Raw genomic sequence first — 18,575 nt, 5'->3', positions numbered from 1 at the left:
GATATTAACTTAAAATTTTATAAAATAGCGATGTTTTTTTTATGATAAAATTACTAACCTTTGGTGAATTATCACCAACCACCTTCATTTCAGACAATTTGCCATTACAATGAAGAGCAAGATTACAACCTGCACTAAACGTTTTAATGGTATTAGTTTTTAAATCATCTTTTAAACTTTTCATTGATAAATCATCTGAAATTAAAATGTTTTTAAAGCCGATTTTTTTTCTAATTAAATTTATAATTTTTTTAGAGTGTGTAGCTGTATTAAACTTATCTATATTTCGATATATTACATGTGCAGTCATTGCAAAATAGCTTTGTTTTTTCTTGAATGGAAAAAAATCATTTTTATTCAAATAATTTAAGTTTTTGGTTACTACAGGAGTAAATTTATGACTATCTACCTTAGCTAATCCATGCCCTGGTATATGCTTCATCACAGTTCCAATAGAATTTTCGTGAAAATAATTAATACAAATATCTCCAATTTTAGAGACATTTTTTTTATTTTTTGAAAAAGACCTATCACCAATAATGTTGCTAGCTCCTTTAACACGAAGGTCTAAAACAGGAATTGTATTTATATTAACACCAATTGATTTAAGTAAATACGAAGTCTTATCGATAAATAATTTATAAATAATATTAAATTTTTTCTTATCTTTTTTGAATAAATTACCAAAATATTCAGAGGTTAAATTGTCAAATGAGATAATTTTACTTAATCGATTTATTCGGCCACCTTCTTGATCAATTAGTATTGGGTATTTTTTATCTTTAAATATCTTTTTTATTTTGTCAGTTAATTTTTTAGTTTGCTCAATTGAACTTATGTTTCTTGAAAATAAAATTACTCCCCATGGTTTATATTTATTTAAAAAAGTAATCTCTTTGTTTGATAATTTTGATGATTTTAAACCAACAATAAAAGCTCTTCTATTCTTAATCATTCTCTAAAAGTTTCCAAAAATTAAACTTTTTTTTCTTTTTTTTGTTTGTTTGCTTAACATATTCTATTACATTTTGTGTGTCGTTTTCCAAAACAGGTAGATTTTTTGAATATAATTTAATTTTTTCATCGTTATTTTTATAAGATCTGTATGATTTCTTTTTATTTTCATCTGAAAAATAATATCTACCAGTCAAAAAAATAAATAAAGCAATTACAACAATAAAGATTAAATACTTAATTTCTTTTAGCATTACATTTTATCTGGTGTATCTACACCAACTATATCCATTCCTGATTTTACTACGTTAGATATTGCTTTTAAAAAAATTAATTTATCTGGTGAAACTTTTTTTTGATCATTAATAAATCTTTTTTCTGGGTTTTGTTTACCAAGATTCCAATACGAGTGAAATTCTGAGGCAAGATCATATAAATAAACAGGTATTCTATGTGGTTCTAATTTTGAACTAGCTGCATCAATACATTTTGGCCATTCTGAAATCTTTTTTAAAATTTTGATTTCATCATTTGAGTATTCAAAACTTAAATCAACTAATTCAATTTTTGAATTTAAATCTTTATCAATATGTCTAAAGACAGATGAAATTCTAGCATAACAATATTGAACGTAATATAACGGATTATCTTTAGATTTTTCTTTTACAGCATCAAAATCAAAATCTAATTCTACATCACTACTTCTGTTAAGCATAATAAACCTAGTTGCATCTTTTCCAACTTCTTCAATTAAATCATCAACCGTAATGTAGTCACCTTTTCTTTTAGACATCTTAAATGGTTTGTTATCTTTAATTAATTTTACAAGCTGACTAATTTTACAAATCAATTTATCTTTTTTTCCTGATAGAGCTTCAACTGAAGATGAAATTCTTTTGATGTAACCAGCATGATCTGCACCAAGAATATTTATTAAATAATCAAATTTACGATCTACTTTATTTTTATGGTATGCAACATCGCTTGCAAAATAAGTCCATGTTCCATCTGACTTTTGTAATGCTCTATCTTTATCGTCACCAAAATCAGTAGATTTAAAAAGTAACTGTTCTCTTTCTACCCAGTTTTTATCGTCTTCTCCAGCTGGAGCTTTAATTTTTCCTTTGTATACAAATTTATTCTTTTCTAAAAATTTTATTACATTCTCTACTTCTTTGTTTGAAACAATACTTTTTTCACTAACAAAATTATCGTGGTTAATTCCTAAACTCTTAAGGTTTTTTTTAATTAAAATTAGCGCCTGTTCTATAGATAATGCTGTTAACTTATCACTTATTTCATCATAATCATCAAAATTCAAATCTGAATTATCCAAAACTATATTTTTAGCAAAATCGACAAGGTAATCTCCTGGATATAGATCAGGGTTATCCTGAGGAAATGTTTCGTTAAATTTTACTTCCCTAATTCTAAAGTATACGGATTTTGTAAAATTTATAATTTGGTTACCATAATCATTTACATAATACTCTTTTGTAACCTTGTGTTTATTAAATATTAAAACATTAGATATGACATCACCTAGAATAGCTCCTCTACAGTGACCAACGTGCAAAGGTCCTGTGGGATTAGCTGATACAAATTCAACTAAATATTTATTTTTTTTCTCTTTTTCATTAATTCCAAATTTTTCAGCATTATCAATTATTTCTTTAATAAAGTTTGACCAAAAAGATGGCTTAAATTTAATATTTATGAAACCAGGTTTAGCAATGGATATTTTATCTATTTGATCATCACTATTTTTTATTTCAGGTACAAGTTTTTCTGCCAATTCTATTGGGGAAGTTTTATTTAGTTTAGATAAAACCATTGCAACATTAGTTGAAATATCACAATCAAATTTTGGCGGTGGTATTTCAGCATTAATACCATTGAAACTTTCAGGAATGATAAGTTGATTTTTTTTACTAAGTTCAACAATAATAGATTTAATTTTATCTAAATATAATTCAAAAATATTCATTTATTATCGTTATAAAGGTTAATTGCATATCTGTCTGTCATACCAGATATAAAATCTGAAATAGCTCTATATTTGTCTTTAGTCAATTGCTCTTTAGTAAGAAATTTTCTAGGATTTAATTTAATTATTTTAAATAATTTCTTAATTATCATTTTACCTCTTTGATTCTTATTAAGCACCGATTTATTGTCATACATTCTATGTCTTAAAAATGATCTAATTTCTTGTTCTGAATTTTCTATTTTACCTGAAAAAGAAACTATTAATTGATTTGATTTTGATACGTCTTTTAATGACTTAATATTAAATTTTTTAATATTTTTTTCTGTATTACTTAGTAAATCTCTTATCATAATATCTATTGAGTCTCTTATGATTTGGTAAATAGCAATTTTATAATTTTTTTTATTTATTTTGTTTTTATATCTTTGGTAAATATTTTTGAAAAAATCTAATTCTACTAATTCTTCAAGCTTAAATAAATTAGCTTTGATTCCATCCTGAATATCATGATTATTATAAGCAATATCATCTGATATTGCTGATATTTGAGCTTCTAATGATGGATACGTATTAAAATTAATTTTATTTTTGAAAAATTTTATACCAATTAGTTTGTTGATCATGCTTTGATCGTCTACTGGTCCATTATGTTTTAAAAGTCCTTCTAAAGTTTCAAGAGTTAAATTTAATCCAGCAAATTTGAAATATTTATTTTCTAAAAACATTACAATTCTTAGTGTCTGAAGATTATGATCAAAACCACCATAGTTTTCCATACATTCATCTAAAGCATCCTCTCCAGCATGACCAAATGGTGTGTGACCTAAATCATGAGCAAGACTTAAAGTTTCTGCTAAATCCTCATTTAATTTTAGATATTTTGCAATTGATCTTGCTATTTGAGCAACTTCAATTGAATGAGTAATCCTTGTTCTAAAATGATCGCCTTCTGTGTTAACAAATACTTGGGTTTTATGCTTTAATCTTCTAAATGATGCACTATGAATTATACGGTCTCTATCGCGCTGAAAAGGAGATCTATATTTTGAATTAGCCTCTTTATTAAGTCTACCTTTACTTTTAAACACGCCTAACAAAGTGTCCTTTTTCATCCTTTAATTTAAATAATTAAGTATTATATTAGTAATATCAGTGTTCAGACATGATTAAAGAAATTAAATTTACAGATAAAGCGTTAAAACAAATAGATAATTTGTTATCAAAAAAAGACAAAGGATCATTCTTCAGAATCGCTATCAAAGGTGGAGGATGTTCTGGTTTTCAATATGAATTTACATTTGATAAATCAAAACAAGATGATGATTTAAATTATCAAAATATTTTAATTGATAAAACTTCAGCTGATTTGCTTAAAGGATCTGAGGTTGATTATGTGTCTGAACTTATAGGTGAACAATTCAAAATTTCTAATCCACAAACCAAATCTTCATGTGGTTGTGGAGTGTCTTTCTCACTTTAATGCTCATTTCATCTTGGAATGTAAACTCGGTAAGAGCAAGAATCGAAAATATCAAAAGCTATTTATTAAAATATAAACCTGATATTTTAATGATGCAGGAAATCAAAACTGAAGATGTTAATTTTCCATATGATGATTTTTCATCAATGGACTATGAAAGTCATGTGTTTGGTCAAAAAAGTTATAATGGTGTAGCGATCATCTCAAAAAATAAATTAAAAAATGTAAAAACAGATTTAATTAAGGATAAGTTAAAACAATCAAGAATAATTTCAGCTGAGTTTGAGCACAAGAAAAAAAATATACAATTAATTAATATTTATACCCCTAATGGTAATCCTGTAGATACAGAAAAATATGATTATAAAAAAGAATGGCTTGATCAATTAATAAAACAATTAAAAAGTTTATCTAAAAAAAATTCAAATATTATTTTAGCTGGTGATTTCAATATTATCCCTTCAGCAGAAGATGTTTATAATGTTAAAAGTTTTGAAGATGATGCTTTATACCGACTTGAGATAAGAAAGAAATTTAGAGAAATGATTAATCTTGGTTTTAATGATGTCTACAGACATTTTTATGAAGATAAAGAAGGATATACATTTTGGGATTATATGAGAGGTGCATGGCAAAAAAATAATGGCATGAGAATTGATCATTTTTTAGTTTCAAATTCTATAATTGATCAAATTAAAGATATTAATATTAATAAAGATCCACGTGGAAGAGAAAAGCCTTCTGATCACACACCAATTGAGATTAATTTAGCTTAAAGATTTAATTTTATTCACTAATTCTTTGTTAATATTTCTTGCACCAGTGTCCATTCTATTTTTATGACGTCTTTCTCCAGGTAATCTTACTTCACCCATTGATTTCATTTTTTCAAAAAAATCATCAGCATGTTTTTGCCAATTAGTTCCTGAGGTTTTATCTGGGTTAATGGCAAGAATAAATTCACCACCACTTGGAGGACCACCATCATTATTATCTTTGGCAGCAGTTTCAAAACTAAAATTATCTCCAACTAATGCTCCTGCCATTAATTCAACCATCATTGCAATTGCAGATCCCTTGTAACCACCAAAGGGTAATAAAACTCCACCATCAGCAATTTCACCTGGATCAGTTGTTTCTTTACCATCTTTATTTAAACCAGTTCCAAGTGGAACTTTGTGCCCTTCTCTTTTAGCAACTTGAACTTCTCCCATTGCCATTGAAGCAGTTGCCATATCATAAACAACTGGTGTTTTACCTGGACGTGGCCAAGCAAATGAAATTGGGTTCGTTCCAAATAATGGTTTAATAGCACCAGCAGGTGCAACTGCAGGCTTGTAAGATGTACAAGCAAATGCAACTAAACCTTCCTCTGCTAATTTTTCTGTTTCAGGCCACATAGCAGCCATATGATGTGAATTATTTATTGCTAATACTGCAACACCATTTTCTTTTGCAGCTTTGGTTAATTCTGGTAATCCTTTATTTAATACAACAGGTGCTAAGCAATTATTTCCTTCAACTTTAATTACTGATGGAGATATTTTTTTAACTTCAGGTTTACCCTTACCATTAATCTTTCCACCTTTAAGACCTGTTACATATGCTGGTAATCTAAATAGACCATGTGATACCGAGCCATCTCGTTCAGCATTTCTAATCAAGTCTGATAGTATTGATGCTGTTTCATCATCACAACCGTTAGCTAAAAGAGTTTTTTTAGCTAGTTCAAATATTTCGTCTAAAGTTAATGAAACTGTGCTCATTATTTTGATTTACATTTTTTACATAAACCAAAAAATTCTAAATTGTATTTGCTATATTTCATTCCAGAGTTATCTGAAAAATTAGATAAATATTTTGAAAGTTTTGAATTACTTATTTCAGATACATTTTCGCAACTTTCACAAATTGAAAAAGCTGTTGCTTTTGAAACCTGACAACTTGAATTTTGACAAGCTATAAAAGCATTTCTACTTTCAATCTTATGAATTTTTCCAATTTCAACCAACTTATCTAGGGCTCTATAAACTTGCAGTGGTGCTTTTATTCCCTTTTTTTGGACATTAAATAAAATTGAATAAGCTTTCATAGGTCCACCAGATTTATCAATAAGATCAAAAATGATTTTTTGATTTTTGGAAAGGTTATGTTCTTTTTGCATCTTTAAATTCTTATCAATTAGTTATCAGTTTTTCAATTTAATCGATTGTTTAATGTTAAGTAAAGATAATATAAATAAAATCAAAGAAGCCATTATAATTGAAGGCCCAGATGATGTATTAAATTCTAAGGACGAAAATAGTCCTAATAATACTGACAACAATCCTCCAATTATTGAAAATAACACCATCTTTTGAGGGCTATCAGAAATATTTCTAGCCATCGCAGCTGGGATAATTAGCATACCTGTAATCAATAATAATCCTACCATTTTAATTGATATGGCTATAACAGCAGCCATAAGAATTGTAAAAATAGCTTTTGCTCTATCAGGGTTTAGTCCTTCTGCTTCTGCTAACTCATAATTAACTGTAGATGCAAACAATGGTTTCCAAATCAATTTAAGAACTAATAAAATTACAGCGCCACCAGTCCAGATAATTAATAAATCATCAGTTGTCACAGCTAATATATCACCAAATAATAGACCCATAATATCAAAACGAATAAAAGTTAAAAAACCAATCACGACTAGTCCGACTGCTAATGATGAGTGAGCTAATAGACCAAGCAAAGCATCACCAGGTAAATTAGTTTTCTTCTGTAATTGAATTAAAATCAATGCAATTAGAGATGAAATAATAAATACTGAAAGAGCTATGTTTAATTCAAACGAGTAAGCCAAAGTTACACCAAGTAAAGCTGAGTGAGCTAATGTATCGCCAAAGTAAGATAATCTTCTCCAAACAACAAAACAACCAAGAGGTCCAGTTACTAAAGCTATTCCTAAACCTGCAATTAGTGCTCTTATAAAAAAATCATCAAACATATTAGTTTTTCTTTATTTCACCTTTATCTGAATGAACGTGATCATGTTTATGTTCATATACAGAAAGAATTTGAGATGCTTGTTCACCAAATAAGGTTTTGTATTCATTGTTTTTAGCAACATCCATTGGTGATCCGGAGCAACATACGTGACCATTTAAACAAACCACATGATCAGTTGCAGTCATAACTGTATGTAGATCATGTGAGATCAATAGAATTCCACAATTTAGTGTATCAGAAATTCTTTTAATTAATTCATACAAAGCAATCTCACCAGTATAATCAACTCCTTGAACAGGTTCATCAAGAACTAATAATTCAGGTTTTTTTGAAATAGCTCTTGCAATTAAAACTCTTTGAAATTCACCACCTGATAAATTTCCTAAATTTTTATTCTTAAGATGGATAACGCCTGTTAATGTAAGTGCTTCATCAATTGCCTCATCTTTAATATTTTCAGTTAGAAGCATAAAATCATAAACTCTTAAAGGTAAGGTCCAATCAATAGATATTTTTTGAGGAACATATCCAACTTTATTTGTGTATTTCTCAACACTTCCTTCTATGTTTTTGTAAATTCCCAATGCAATTTTTGCGGTAGTACTTTTTCCAGATCCATTAGGTCCAATAAGGGTAACAATCTTTCCTTTTTCAACAGTTAATGAAACTCCTTCCACTAGCCATTTATCATTTTGTTTAAAACCAGCGTTATTTAATTTTACTAATGTACTATTTTCTGAGCTCATATATTGCTTGACTTATAAATGTTATATTATTACATAACGTTATATTATAACAACTAATTAAATTACTTATTATGAAAAATATTAAAAAAATACCACTTATATTCTCAATATTATCAATTTTAACATTCTTTACACCAGCAAATGCTGAAATAAAAGTAGTTGCTTCTATTAAACCAATTCATTCATTAGCCAGTTATTTAATGGATGGTATTGCTAAACCTGATTTAATAGTTGATGGATATGCATCCCCACACGGATTTGCAATGAAACCCTCACACGCAAAAATGCTTCAAAATGCAGACCTAATATTCTGGGTTGGTGAAGATTTAGAGAGTTTTTTAGAAAAACCATTGAGTTCAATTGCTAAGAAAGCAGAAAAAATTGAATTAATGGAAACTAAAGGATTACAGGTATTAAAATTTAGAGAAAGAAATATTTTTGACGAACATGATCATGACGATCACGGACATGACGATCATGGTAAAAAAGAAGATGATCACGACGATCATGGACATGATGACCACGGTAAAAAAGAAGATGATCACGACCACGATCATGACGATCATGGTAAAAAAGAGGATGATCATGACGACCACGGACATGACGATCATGATGGACATGCACATGGTGAATTTGATCCACACATTTGGTTGGACCCAATTAATGCAAAAGCTATTTTAAATGAAATGGCAGAACATTTAATTGAAAATGATCCTAAAAATGAAACTAAATATAAAAGTAATTTAGCTAAAGCTTTACAAGAAATCGATAAACTTACAATTGATTTAATGACTGATTTAAGTAGCAGTGTTGCTTCAATTGTATTCCATGATGCTTATCAGTATTTTGAGAAAAGATTTAATGTAAATATATTAGGTGCATTTACTGTCAATACAGATGTAATGCCTGGAGCTGAACAACTTGCTGAAATTAGAGAAATTATCGAGCATGACAAAGTGGCTTGTGTATTCTCAGAACCTCAGTTTAATCCTGATATTATCAATGCAGTAGCAAAAGATATGAAGATTAAAACTGGTGTTCTAGATCCTCTAGGTGCAACATTAGATCCAGGAAAAGACTTATATTTCAATTTAATTAGAAATATGTCTGCATCTTTCAAAGGTTGTTAATTAAAAATTAGGTTTAATCCGGGAATTTTTTTAAATTCTCGGATTAACAAATAACATTAACTGATATTTTTATAACACAATAATCATTGTAATTTTTTCTAAGAAGATTTATTTTTATAATCTGATCTTATGAATGATTTAAATTTATTTAAAAAAAATGGCTTTCTTGTTAAAGAAAATCTAATTTCTCAAACAAAGATAAATAAAATAAATAAAATTGTTAATGAAGTAATTTCAAAAGAAAAAAAAAGAAAAAAAGGTAATGGTGGAAATGGAACTCAATCCTATGATAATTACCATTTTGTCTACAATTCAAGCTCTTCTAAAAATAAAGAAATTCTAAGACTAAATAATCCTCAGAACAGACATAAAATCTTCTATGAATTATCTAGAGATAAAAAGATTATATCCATAGCTAAAAAATTATTAGGTGGAACAGTGAGATTTCATCTAGGTAAATTAAATTTTAAGCTTCCAAATAAGAAAAAAGGTAGTGAAATTGGATGGCACCAAGATTGGGCTTTTTACCCTCATACAAACGATGATTTAATCACAGTTGGTATATATTTAGATGATTGCTACGAGAAAAATGGGCCACTTAAAATAATAAAAAATTCACACAAAAAGAAATTGTACAGCCACCACAGCAAAGAAAATTATTTTGTTGGAAAAATAGACACTAAGAAAAATAAAATAGGAACTAAGGATAGTGTTTCCATAACTGGAACAGCCGGAACAGTAGTATTTTTTCATTGTAGATCAGTTCATGGGTCTGGACACAATCAAATGAATAACTCAAGACCCTTAATTTTATTTGGTTATAGAGCTTGTGATGCGTGGCCATTAATCAATGATGGAAACCCTCATCCTGAGGTTAATTTAGATAATTATGACAAAAATATTATTGTAGGAAATAAATCAATAAAACCAAGATTGACTAAAGTTCCAACCATAATCCCACTCCCTAAGAAGAAACATTATGTTTCTATCTTTGAACTTCAAAAAAATTAAACTATAAAATTAAAATCTTTCTTTTAGTTAACCTCAATATTTTATAAATAGAACAATTATTTAAAAAATTTAGAGAGGAAATCATGTTTATTAGAAAATATCTTAAGTGGATAAGTACATTTTTGGTACTAACAGGAATACTTTTAACTAATTTAAATATATATCCATTAAATATATATTTTCATGGATTAGGAGTTATTGGATGGACTATTGCTGGTTTTATTAGCAAAGATAAGGCTATCTTAACTAATTTTGGATTACAAATACCTTTATTTTTAATAGGAATTTATAAAATCATAATTTAATGAAAAATATACTGTTTGTATGTACTGGTAATTCTGCAAGAAGCATCATAGCTGAAAGTATTATTAACAATAAATATTCATATAAGTTTAAAGCTTACAGTGCTGGTAGTAATCCTACAGGAAAAATTAACGAAAATATCAAATTATATTTAACCAAAATAAAAAATTTTAATCTTGAAAATTATTCTTCAAAAAATTTTGAAATATTTTTAGATAAGAAATTTAATATAGATCATGTAATTACAGTGTGTAATAACGCAAATAACGAGGTTTGCCCTATATGGCCAAACAATAACAAAATTATTCATTGGGATATTGAAGATCCTGTATCAAAATTTAAAAATTCTGATGAAAATCAGATAAACGAAATAATTAATGTGACTTATGATAAAATAAATGAAAAAATTAATATTTGGTTAAATAATGAAAATTAAAAAAAATATATTAATTGGTGAATTTTTAGGAAGTTGTTTTCTTGTTATGATTATTGTTGGATCTGGGATCATGGCAGAAAATCTAACTAATGATGATGGCATTAGGCTTTTAGCTAATACAATTGCTACTGGAGCTGGATTATTTGTCTTAATCACAGCCTTTGCTGATATTTCAGGGGCTCATTTTAATCCTTTTGTAAGTCTTGCGATGTTTTTTAGAAAAAAAATTAAAGGTAATCTTTTAAAATATTACATTCCTGCACAAATATCTGGTTGTTTATTAGGAGTAATGTTTGCAAATGTCTTTTTTGAACACAGTCTTTTAGAGTTATCAACCAAAAATAGAGATGGGTTACATATATTTATTTCTGAAATTGTAGCAACTTTTGGTCTAATATTTATAATTTTTGCAACTTTAAAGGACGGAAAAACAATAGTTGCTATTAGCGTAGCGACATATATTTCCGCTGGCTATTGGTTTACTTCATCAACATCTTTTGCAAATCCAGCTGTATCTTTAGCAAGAACATTTACTGATTCTTTTACAGGAATTAATTATCTTAATACGCCAACATATATTTTAGCTGAGTTTATTGGATTAATTTTAGCAGCGTATATTCTTAGAATTATCTATAAATAACACAACTTATACATGTAAAATATATAAAATTTTATTTACATAATTTTGAAATAATATAAGTAAAACGAATCTGCTTCTGCTTTTCAAAGTAATTAAATTCATTTGTAGACTTATCTCTAGCTTGTAATAATGATCAATGAATCTTCGCGTTGATTCTCAAATAAATAAATTTAATCATAGATTATTTTCTCATTAATGAATATTTACATTCTCAAGTCATTATTAGACAGAACCGAAAACAATAATATATAGGAGAAAAAATGGAAATGACTTTAGTATATACAGTTATAGGGTTTGCCCTTGCTGGATATAGCGTAATCGCTAACGACTCAATTCAAACACTTGGTACCTTTATAGCTTCAAAAAAGAAGTGGTTTAAGTGGTACGTACTAGCTGGATCGGCATCAGCAGTTATGATTTTTGCGTTAGCTTGGGGGTGGTATGCGTATGATGGTGATATATCTTACGGAAGATTAACTAGAATACCTTATCAAGAGATTCAATGGTATCATGCAGTAGCACCTGCAATACTATTATTATTAACAAGAATTGGAATACCAGTATCAACAACCTTTTTAGTTCTTTCAGCATTTGCTTCAACTGTTGTGCTTGAAAAAATGTTGTTAAAAAGTGTTGTAGGTTATGGATTAGCAGCAATGGTTGCTTATATAGCCTGGATATTGGTATCAAAGTTCATTAATGAAAAATTTGATGAAGTAGACGAAAAATGGATAGGTTTTTGGAGAAATGCAGTATGGGTTTCTTCAGGTTGGTTATGGTGGGTATGGTTATCTCACGATGTAGCTAATATTGCAGTCTATCTACCTAGACAATTAGACTTAACGTTGCTTTTAATTGTTATGGCTTATTTTACTTCATTATTATTTTACATTTTCTACATTCAAGGTGGACCAATTCAAAAAGTTGTTCTTGAAAAAACAGGAACAAGATATGCAAGATCAGCTACAATTATTAACGTAATTTATGCTGGAGTTTTATTCTACTTTAAAGAGCTAAATGATTTACCGATGTCAACAACGTGGGTATTCGTTGGTCTATTGTGTGGTAGAGAGCTTGCAATATCTACAATGAACAAAGAATATAAATTTAAGTATGTCTTTCCATTAATTGGTAAGGACTTTCTTAAAATGATTTTTGGATTAAGTGTTTCAGTAGGTATTGTTTTAGCGATCCACTACATAATTATTCCAAATAATTGGTTTTAAATAAATCTTTATGGCCGTGTTATATTATTTAACACGGCCATATATATCCTGATATCTAACAATATCACTTTCTTTTAAAATTGAGCCAACTTGAGCTTCAACAATTTTAACAGGTTTTTTTCCTGGATTTTGAACTCTGTGGATTGCCTCTAATGGAATGAATATATGTTCACCTGGTTTTTTAACAATTATATCTTTATTAAGAGTTATTTTAGCATTGCCTTGGGTCACTAACCAATGTTCAGCTCTATGATGGTGTTTTTGTAAACTTAGAACGCCTTTTGGTTTTACGTATAGTTCTTTTATTAAAAACTCTTTTCCTTCAAAAAGATTGGTGTATCTGCCCCATGGACGGTAATACACATTTTTTTTCTTAATATATTTGTTTTTATTTTTGTCATACATTTTCAGAATTTCTTTCCAACTACCAAGATCTGACCAAGGAATGTCTAATTTGATAGCGTTAATTTGTTTGTTTTTTTCTAGAATTGCATAATCAAATGATTTGGCAGTCGCCTTAATAAACGAAGTTTTGTTTAGATAATATGTATTAGCTTTATATTTTGCTTTATTGACTGCTTTTAAACAATTTCTGTAAGTTTTAGCCTGATATTTTTTAAAGTTATTAATAATGGAATCTTTTCTAAGATAAAACATTCCAGAATTCCAATAGCCTTTATTTTTTATAATTTGTTTTGCTTTAGCTTCTTTAGGTTTTTCAATAAATCTTGTTACTTTATTGATATTTCCTTTGATTTTTTTTGTTAAAAAATAACCATAATCACTCGTTGGAGATTTAGGTTTAATTCCAAAAACAAATATATTTTCTTCATTAAGATTTGATTTATTTTTATTTATCGCCTTATTAAAAATACTCATTTTTTCAATCAAATGGTCTGCTGTAAAAAACATTAAAGGTTGATTGTCTGGAATATCTTTAATTAAAGCTGTACTTAATATCGCTGGTGCTGTGTTTCTTTTAGCTGGTTCAACAACAATTTTATATTTGCTTATTTTGTTTTTTCTTAAATGCTGTTTTACTTTGCTTAAGTATTTCTTATTAGTGCTAATAATTGGAGAGTCATAAATTGATGCTTTAGTTCTCTCAAGTGTTTTTCCAAGTAAAGTCCAATTACCAAAATCAATAAATTGTTTTGCTTGATGATTTTTAGAATTTGGCCAAAGTCGAGTTCCAGCTCCTCCACACAAAATAACTGGACGAATTTTCATTAAATTTCTGAATAATCCTTAACTTCTTTTTTCTTACCTGGGTGTGTTGGTGCACCTAAATATGCAGGTCCAACTGTTTGTGCATATTTCCATAAAGTACCAGATCCAAAATCTGATTTTCTAGCCTTCCATTTTCTTTTTCTTGCAGCTAATTCTTTTTTAGTAAGCCTTACATTGATCGTTCCTTTTTTGGCATCGATATCAATAATATCTCCAGTACGTAAAAGGCCTATAGGACCCCCTAGAGCGGCCTCAGGGCCAACGTGACCCACACAAAAGCCTCTTGTAGCCCCAGAGAACCTACCATCAGTTATAAGGGCTACTTTCTCCCCTTTTCCCTGTCCATAAATTGCACTTGTTGTTGATAACATTTCTCTCATACCTGGACCTCCAACAGGTCCTTCGTATCTAATTATAATTACATCACCATCATTATACTTTTTGCTTTGAACAGCTTTCATTGCACTTTCTTCATTTTCAAAGCATCTTGCTTTTCCAGTAAATTGTAATTTTTTAAGTCCAGCAACTTTAACAATTGCACCTTCAGGTGCTAAGTTTCCTTTTAATCCAACAACACCACCAGTTGGTGATAATGGATTTTTATAAGACCTCATTACTTTTTGTTTTGGATTGAATTTAATTGCTTTTAAATTTTCCTTCATAGTTTTTCCAGTAACCGTCATACAATCACCATGAATATATCCACCTTCATATAAAGTTTTTAATAACATTGGAACACCACCTGCTAACCACATATCTTTTGCAACATATTTTCCTCCTGGTTTTAAATCTGCAAGATAAGGTGTTCTTTTAAAAATTTTAGCAACGTCCATTAAATCAAATTTAATTCCTGCTTCATTTGCAATAGCAGGTAAATGCAATCCTGCATTTGTAGAACCACCAGTTGCAGCAACAACTGTTGCAGCATTTTCTAAAGCTTTTCTTGTAACTATATCTCTTGGTTTAATTCCTTTTTTCAAAAGGTTCATAACCGTTTTACCACTAGCTTTTGCGTATTTATCTCTTTCTTCATATGGAGCTGGTGTTCCTGCTGAATAAGGAAGTGCTAATCCAATTGCTTCAGATACACATGCCATTGTATTTGCAGTAAATTGACCTCCACAAGCACCTGCACTAGGACAAGCAACTAATTCTAATTTTCTAAGTTCTGCCGCAGACATTTGACCTGTTGAGTGTTTTCCAACCGCCTCAAATACATCTACAACTGTTACGTCTTTTCCTTTATATTTACCTGGAAGGATTGATCCACCATATATAAATACACTTGGTACATTTAATCTAACCATAGACATCATTAGACCTGGTAAAGATTTATCACATCCTGCAATCCCTACTAACGCATCGTAACAATGACCTCTAACAGTAAGTTCTGCTGAATCAGCGATTACTTCTCTAGATATCAATGAAGATTTCATTCCTTCATGACCCATCGCAATACCGTCAGTAACAGTAATTGTGCAAAATTCTCTTGGAGTTCCACCATTAGCTCTAACTCCTTTCTTAACTGATTGAGCCTGTCTCATTAGAGCAATGTTACAAGGAGCTGCCTCATTCCATGTAGAAACGACACCAATAAAGGGTTTTGCTACATCTTTCTCAGTTTCCCCCATAGCATAATAAAACGATCTATGTGGAGCCCTATCTGCTCCTAATGATGTATGTCTGCTTGGAAGTTTCTTTTTATTGAATTTAGCCATTATATACCCTTTATTGTTACTGATATTTTCTCAATATCATTCTTTAAATTATTATAATTATTTTTTTCTTGTTCAACAATCTCTTTTGGAGCACGATCAACAAAACTTTTATTTTCTAATCTTTGAGATATTTTATTCATTTCTTGCTCTAATCTACTTTGTTTATTTGTTAAATTTTCTTTAATTAATTTTAAATCAACATCTTTATCAAAATAAATCTTAAACAAATCACCAGAAACAACCATTGTCGCAGCTGGTTTATCTAAATCCTTATCTAATATACTGTTTATTCTACCTAGTTTTTTTAAAATAATTTCATTTGTATTAATAAAGTCTTTTTGATTTTTATTAATTTTGCTTATTGATACATCAATAAATGATCCTGGACTTACATTTAGCTCATTTTTAAATGATCTAATTTCTGAAATAATGTTGATGATATTTTCAACTTGTTCGGTGCTACTATCCCTATTTATTTCGCCAGATAACCAGTTTTTAAGCATTAAATAATCACTACCATCATTGTCAAATTTATTTTTAAGCCAAATTTCTTCGGTAACAAATGGAATAAAAGGATGTAACAAAATCAAAATTTGTTTGAATACAAAAGATGATACTTTTTTAACCTCTGCTTTAGCTTTTTCATCTTCTGAAAAGAGTATAGTTTTAGATAGTTCTAAATACCAATCACAATACGAATGCCATGCAAATTGATAAGCATTTTTAGCTGCTTCATCAAATCTATAATCCTCAAGGTTTTTTTCTATTTTATTTTTTGTTTCAATAAGTTCTGAATAAATCCATTTATTAATATTTACATTTAAACTTGAAACTTTATCTATATCTTTAAAATCACACTCATTAGTGATTAAAAAATTATTCGCATTCCATAATTTATTTAAAAAATTTCTATAACCTTTAACTCTATCCTCAGAAAGCTTTACATCTGTTCCTGGTGAGGCCATAGATAACAAGGTAAATCTGAGTGCATCTGCACTATATTTTTCAATTAAATCTAAAGGATCAATTACATTACCTTTCGATTTAGACATTTTTTGTCCCTTCTCATCTCTAACCAATGCATGAACGTAAATATCTTTAAAAGGTTCTTTGTTTAAAAACTCTGTACCAAACATTATCATTCTAGCTACCCAGAAAAATATAATGTCAAAACCTGTAACTAATACTGACGTTGGGTAAAATTTATCAACAAATTTATTGTCATCTGGCCAACCAAGTGTAGCAAAAGGCCATAAACCAGATGAGAACCAAGTATCTAAAACATCTGGATCACGATTTAATTCAACATCTTTACCATAATGTTTTTTAGCTTGTTGTTTTGCATCATTTTCATTTTCAGCAACAAAAATTTTTTCATCAGGACCATACCAAGCAGGTATTTGATGGCCCCACCAAAGCTGTCTTGAAATACACCATGGTTCAATATTGTTCATCCACTGGAAATAGGTTTTCGACCAATTCTCAGGAAAGAAATTTGTTTTTTTTGATTTAACAACTTCTTTTGCTTTAACAGATAATTTACCAGCATCAGCAAACCATTGCTCTGTTAAAAAAGGTTCAATTACTGAATTAGATCTATCTCCATAGGGAACTTTGTTTTTTATATTTTCTTCTTTTACAAAAAATTCCTTTTCTTTAAGTTCTTTTAAAATTCTTTTTCTAGCTTCAAACCTATCAAGACCCACATAATTTTTTGGAGCGTTTTCATTTATTTTACCAGCTTCAGTAAAAATATTAATTATTTCAAGATTGTTTCTTTGACCAACGTTATAATCATTAAAATCATGCGCTGGTGTAATTTTTAATGCACCCGTTCCTTGTTCAGGATCTGCATAGTCATCTTCAATAATTTTTATTTTTCTTCCAACAATTGGAATGGTAACTATTTTTCCAACAAAGGATTTAAATCGTTCGTCTTTTGGATTTACAGCTATAGCTGTATCACCAAGCATAGTTTCAGGTCTTGTTGTTGCAATTGTAATAAATTCTTCAGTCCCATCTATAGGATATCTGATGTAATAAATTTTAGAATTTACCTCTCTTTGATCTACTTCTAGGTCTGAAATAGCTGTTTTTAAAACTGTATCCCAGTTAACTAATTTCTTATCTTTATAGATTAGTCCTTTGTTATAAAGGTCTACAAAAACCTTAATTACTGACTTGGATAAATTCTCATCCATGGTGAAGGCATTTCTTGACCAATCACAAGAACAACCCAGTTTTTTTAATTGATTAATTATTATGTCTCCATATTGCTCTTTCCATTCCCATACTTTTTCAATAAATTTTTCTCTACCAATTTCATTTTTATCAATTTTTTCAAAGGTCAATTTTTTCTCTACTAAAGCTTGAGTAGCTATACCTGCATGATCTGTACCTGGTTGCCATAAAGTTTCAAAATTATTCATTCTATGGTAACGCACCAATAAATCTTGGATAGAATTGTTGAGAGCATGACCCATATGCAAACTACCAGTCACATTTGGTGGAGGAATTACAATTGAGAATTTTTTTGAATTTTCCTTTGGTTTAAATAGACCATTTTTTTCCCAATAAGAATAAATTCTATTTTCTACATCAGAATGTATATATTTATCGCTACTCATTGATTTTAAAGTTTATAATTTAATAATCTAAATTAACAATAATCAATTTGGATCGTTATTTAATAGACTAATAGAAAAAATTTATTATAA

19 protein-coding genes are annotated in these 18,575 nt (G+C 28.9%); 8 read left to right on the top strand and 11 right to left on the bottom strand.

Features of this window, described 5'->3' with window-relative positions:
* Positions 1-4 precede the first annotated feature (4 nt).
* Genes ACTT88_RS02900 through ACTT88_RS02885 form a run of 4 tightly spaced genes read right to left on the bottom strand, consistent with a single transcriptional unit; the run spans position 5 to position 4,056 of the window.
* A complete protein-coding gene (locus ACTT88_RS02900; RefSeq protein ID WP_440907856.1) occupies positions 5-955 on the bottom strand; it encodes a glycoside hydrolase family 3 N-terminal domain-containing protein in 951 nt (316 codons plus the stop codon).
* The gene (locus ACTT88_RS02895; RefSeq protein WP_072090570.1) at positions 948-1,208 is read right to left on the bottom strand and encodes a hypothetical protein; all 261 of its coding nucleotides are present in this window, start codon (positions 1,206-1,208) and stop codon (positions 948-950) included. The genes ACTT88_RS02900 and ACTT88_RS02895 overlap by 8 nt, the downstream gene beginning before the upstream one ends.
* Entirely contained in the window at positions 1,208-2,941 is a 1,734-nt protein-coding gene (argS, locus tag ACTT88_RS02890) for an arginine--tRNA ligase (RefSeq protein WP_440907855.1), read from the bottom strand. The genes ACTT88_RS02895 and argS overlap by 1 nt, the downstream gene beginning before the upstream one ends.
* Positions 2,938-4,056, bottom strand: a complete 1,119-nt coding sequence (locus ACTT88_RS02885; protein ID WP_440907854.1) for a deoxyguanosinetriphosphate triphosphohydrolase — start codon at positions 4,054-4,056, stop codon at positions 2,938-2,940. Before ACTT88_RS02885 ends, argS begins: the two co-directional genes overlap by 4 nt.
* A 50-nt stretch (positions 4,057-4,106) precedes the next feature.
* Here ACTT88_RS02885 and ACTT88_RS02880 point away from each other — a divergent pair, with 50 nt between their 5' ends.
* Together ACTT88_RS02880 and xth are read left to right on the top strand one after the other, a co-directional pair.
* Positions 4,107-4,424 carry a HesB/IscA family protein gene (locus ACTT88_RS02880; RefSeq protein WP_023853837.1) on the top strand — a complete coding sequence of 106 codons (318 nt, stop codon included), beginning with the start codon at positions 4,107-4,109 and terminating at the stop codon, positions 4,422-4,424.
* The gene (xth, locus tag ACTT88_RS02875) at positions 4,424-5,200 is read left to right on the top strand and encodes an exodeoxyribonuclease III (RefSeq protein WP_440907853.1); all 777 of its coding nucleotides are present in this window, start codon (positions 4,424-4,426) and stop codon (positions 5,198-5,200) included. Before ACTT88_RS02880 ends, xth begins: the two co-directional genes overlap by 1 nt.
* Here the strand turns inward: xth and ACTT88_RS02870 are convergent.
* From ACTT88_RS02870 to ACTT88_RS02855, 4 genes are read right to left on the bottom strand one after another with little or no spacing between them, the layout of a single operon-like run.
* The gene (locus ACTT88_RS02870; RefSeq protein ID WP_440907852.1) at positions 5,192-6,190 is read right to left on the bottom strand and encodes an Ldh family oxidoreductase; all 999 of its coding nucleotides are present in this window, start codon (positions 6,188-6,190) and stop codon (positions 5,192-5,194) included. The genes xth and ACTT88_RS02870 overlap by 9 nt on opposite strands.
* Entirely contained in the window at positions 6,190-6,588 is a 399-nt protein-coding gene (locus ACTT88_RS02865) for a Fur family transcriptional regulator (protein WP_075485722.1), read from the bottom strand. Before ACTT88_RS02865 ends, ACTT88_RS02870 begins: the two co-directional genes overlap by 1 nt.
* Positions 6,589-6,612: 24 nt before the next feature.
* On the bottom strand, positions 6,613-7,416 hold the full coding sequence (locus ACTT88_RS02860) for a metal ABC transporter permease (protein WP_075485720.1): 804 nt from the start codon (positions 7,414-7,416) through the stop codon (positions 6,613-6,615).
* A gap of 1 nt (position 7,417) precedes the next feature.
* Positions 7,418-8,164 carry an ATP-binding cassette domain-containing protein gene (locus ACTT88_RS02855; RefSeq protein ID WP_440907851.1) on the bottom strand — a complete coding sequence of 249 codons (747 nt, stop codon included), beginning with the start codon at positions 8,162-8,164 and terminating at the stop codon, positions 7,418-7,420.
* A gap of 71 nt (positions 8,165-8,235) precedes the next feature.
* On the opposite strand from ACTT88_RS02855, the gene ACTT88_RS02850 reads away from it, so the two are divergent.
* From ACTT88_RS02850 to ACTT88_RS02825, 6 genes are all read left to right on the top strand, one after another.
* On the top strand, positions 8,236-9,294 hold the full coding sequence (locus tag ACTT88_RS02850; RefSeq protein WP_440907850.1) for a zinc ABC transporter substrate-binding protein: 1,059 nt from the start codon (positions 8,236-8,238) through the stop codon (positions 9,292-9,294).
* A 129-nt stretch (positions 9,295-9,423) separates the two neighbouring features.
* A complete protein-coding gene (locus ACTT88_RS02845; protein WP_440907849.1) occupies positions 9,424-10,305 on the top strand; it encodes a phytanoyl-CoA dioxygenase family protein in 882 nt (293 codons plus the stop codon).
* Between the two features lie 83 nt (positions 10,306-10,388).
* Entirely contained in the window at positions 10,389-10,610 is a 222-nt protein-coding gene (locus tag ACTT88_RS02840) for a DUF6552 family protein (RefSeq protein WP_072090559.1), read from the top strand.
* The gene (locus ACTT88_RS02835) at positions 10,610-11,044 is read left to right on the top strand and encodes an arsenate reductase ArsC (protein ID WP_440907848.1); all 435 of its coding nucleotides are present in this window, start codon (positions 10,610-10,612) and stop codon (positions 11,042-11,044) included. Before ACTT88_RS02840 ends, ACTT88_RS02835 begins: the two co-directional genes overlap by 1 nt.
* Positions 11,034-11,684: an aquaporin gene (locus tag ACTT88_RS02830; protein ID WP_440907847.1), complete on the top strand. Its 651-nt coding sequence runs from the start codon at positions 11,034-11,036 to the stop codon at positions 11,682-11,684. The genes ACTT88_RS02835 and ACTT88_RS02830 overlap by 11 nt, the downstream gene beginning before the upstream one ends.
* Before the next feature lie 260 nt (positions 11,685-11,944).
* On the top strand, positions 11,945-12,910 hold the full coding sequence (locus ACTT88_RS02825) for a hypothetical protein (RefSeq protein WP_440907846.1): 966 nt from the start codon (positions 11,945-11,947) through the stop codon (positions 12,908-12,910).
* A 24-nt stretch (positions 12,911-12,934) separates the two neighbouring features.
* Here ACTT88_RS02825 and ACTT88_RS02820 read toward each other — a convergent pair whose 3' ends face one another.
* The 3 genes from ACTT88_RS02820 to ACTT88_RS02810 are packed head-to-tail and all read right to left on the bottom strand — an operon-like array spanning position 12,935 to position 18,485.
* Positions 12,935-14,140: a sugar phosphate nucleotidyltransferase gene (locus ACTT88_RS02820; protein ID WP_440907845.1), complete on the bottom strand. Its 1,206-nt coding sequence runs from the start codon at positions 14,138-14,140 to the stop codon at positions 12,935-12,937.
* On the bottom strand, positions 14,140-15,858 hold the full coding sequence (gene ilvD / locus ACTT88_RS02815; protein WP_440907844.1) for a dihydroxy-acid dehydratase: 1,719 nt from the start codon (positions 15,856-15,858) through the stop codon (positions 14,140-14,142). Before ilvD ends, ACTT88_RS02820 begins: the two co-directional genes overlap by 1 nt.
* The gene (locus ACTT88_RS02810; protein ID WP_440907843.1) at positions 15,858-18,485 is read right to left on the bottom strand and encodes a valine--tRNA ligase; all 2,628 of its coding nucleotides are present in this window, start codon (positions 18,483-18,485) and stop codon (positions 15,858-15,860) included. The genes ilvD and ACTT88_RS02810 overlap by 1 nt, the downstream gene beginning before the upstream one ends.
* Positions 18,486-18,575 lie beyond the last annotated feature (90 nt).

This window comes from Candidatus Pelagibacter sp. (genome assembly GCF_052046145.1).
GTDB lineage: Bacteria > Pseudomonadota > Alphaproteobacteria > Pelagibacterales > Pelagibacteraceae > Pelagibacter.
Note: the sequence above shows the minus strand (reverse complement) of the source record. Positions and strands in the feature narration are given on the sequence as shown.

What these genes read in the sequence shown, in the direction of transcription:
- ACTT88_RS02865 (WP_075485722.1), bottom strand. Translation starts at nt 6,588, where the DNA reads ATGCAAAAAGAACATAACCTTTCCAAAAATCAAAAAATCATTTTTGAT.
- ACTT88_RS02895 (WP_072090570.1), bottom strand. Translation starts at nt 1,208, where the DNA reads ATGCTAAAAGAAATTAAGTATTTAATCTTTATTGTTGTAATTGCTTTA.
- ACTT88_RS02880 (WP_023853837.1), top strand. Translation starts at nt 4,107, where the DNA reads ATGATTAAAGAAATTAAATTTACAGATAAAGCGTTAAAACAAATAGAT.
- ACTT88_RS02870 (WP_440907852.1), bottom strand. Translation starts at nt 6,190, where the DNA reads ATGAGCACAGTTTCATTAACTTTAGACGAAATATTTGAACTAGCTAAA.
- ACTT88_RS02900 (WP_440907856.1), bottom strand. Translation starts at nt 955, where the DNA reads ATGATTAAGAATAGAAGAGCTTTTATTGTTGGTTTAAAATCATCAAAA.
- ACTT88_RS02855 (WP_440907851.1), bottom strand. Translation starts at nt 8,164, where the DNA reads ATGAGCTCAGAAAATAGTACATTAGTAAAATTAAATAACGCTGGTTTT.
- ACTT88_RS02825 (WP_440907846.1), top strand. Translation starts at nt 11,945, where the DNA reads ATGGAAATGACTTTAGTATATACAGTTATAGGGTTTGCCCTTGCTGGA.
- ACTT88_RS02850 (WP_440907850.1), top strand. Translation starts at nt 8,236, where the DNA reads ATGAAAAATATTAAAAAAATACCACTTATATTCTCAATATTATCAATT.
- xth (WP_440907853.1), top strand. Translation starts at nt 4,424, where the DNA reads ATGCTCATTTCATCTTGGAATGTAAACTCGGTAAGAGCAAGAATCGAA.
- ACTT88_RS02810 (WP_440907843.1), bottom strand. Translation starts at nt 18,485, where the DNA reads ATGAGTAGCGATAAATATATACATTCTGATGTAGAAAATAGAATTTAT.
- ACTT88_RS02860 (WP_075485720.1), bottom strand. Translation starts at nt 7,416, where the DNA reads ATGTTTGATGATTTTTTTATAAGAGCACTAATTGCAGGTTTAGGAATA.
- ACTT88_RS02845 (WP_440907849.1), top strand. Translation starts at nt 9,424, where the DNA reads ATGAATGATTTAAATTTATTTAAAAAAAATGGCTTTCTTGTTAAAGAA.
- argS (WP_440907855.1), bottom strand. Translation starts at nt 2,941, where the DNA reads ATGAATATTTTTGAATTATATTTAGATAAAATTAAATCTATTATTGTT.
- ACTT88_RS02840 (WP_072090559.1), top strand. Translation starts at nt 10,389, where the DNA reads ATGTTTATTAGAAAATATCTTAAGTGGATAAGTACATTTTTGGTACTA.
- ACTT88_RS02835 (WP_440907848.1), top strand. Translation starts at nt 10,610, where the DNA reads ATGAAAAATATACTGTTTGTATGTACTGGTAATTCTGCAAGAAGCATC.
- ACTT88_RS02830 (WP_440907847.1), top strand. Translation starts at nt 11,034, where the DNA reads ATGAAAATTAAAAAAAATATATTAATTGGTGAATTTTTAGGAAGTTGT.
- ACTT88_RS02820 (WP_440907845.1), bottom strand. Translation starts at nt 14,140, where the DNA reads ATGAAAATTCGTCCAGTTATTTTGTGTGGAGGAGCTGGAACTCGACTT.
- ACTT88_RS02885 (WP_440907854.1), bottom strand. Translation starts at nt 4,056, where the DNA reads ATGAAAAAGGACACTTTGTTAGGCGTGTTTAAAAGTAAAGGTAGACTT.
- ilvD (WP_440907844.1), bottom strand. Translation starts at nt 15,858, where the DNA reads ATGGCTAAATTCAATAAAAAGAAACTTCCAAGCAGACATACATCATTA.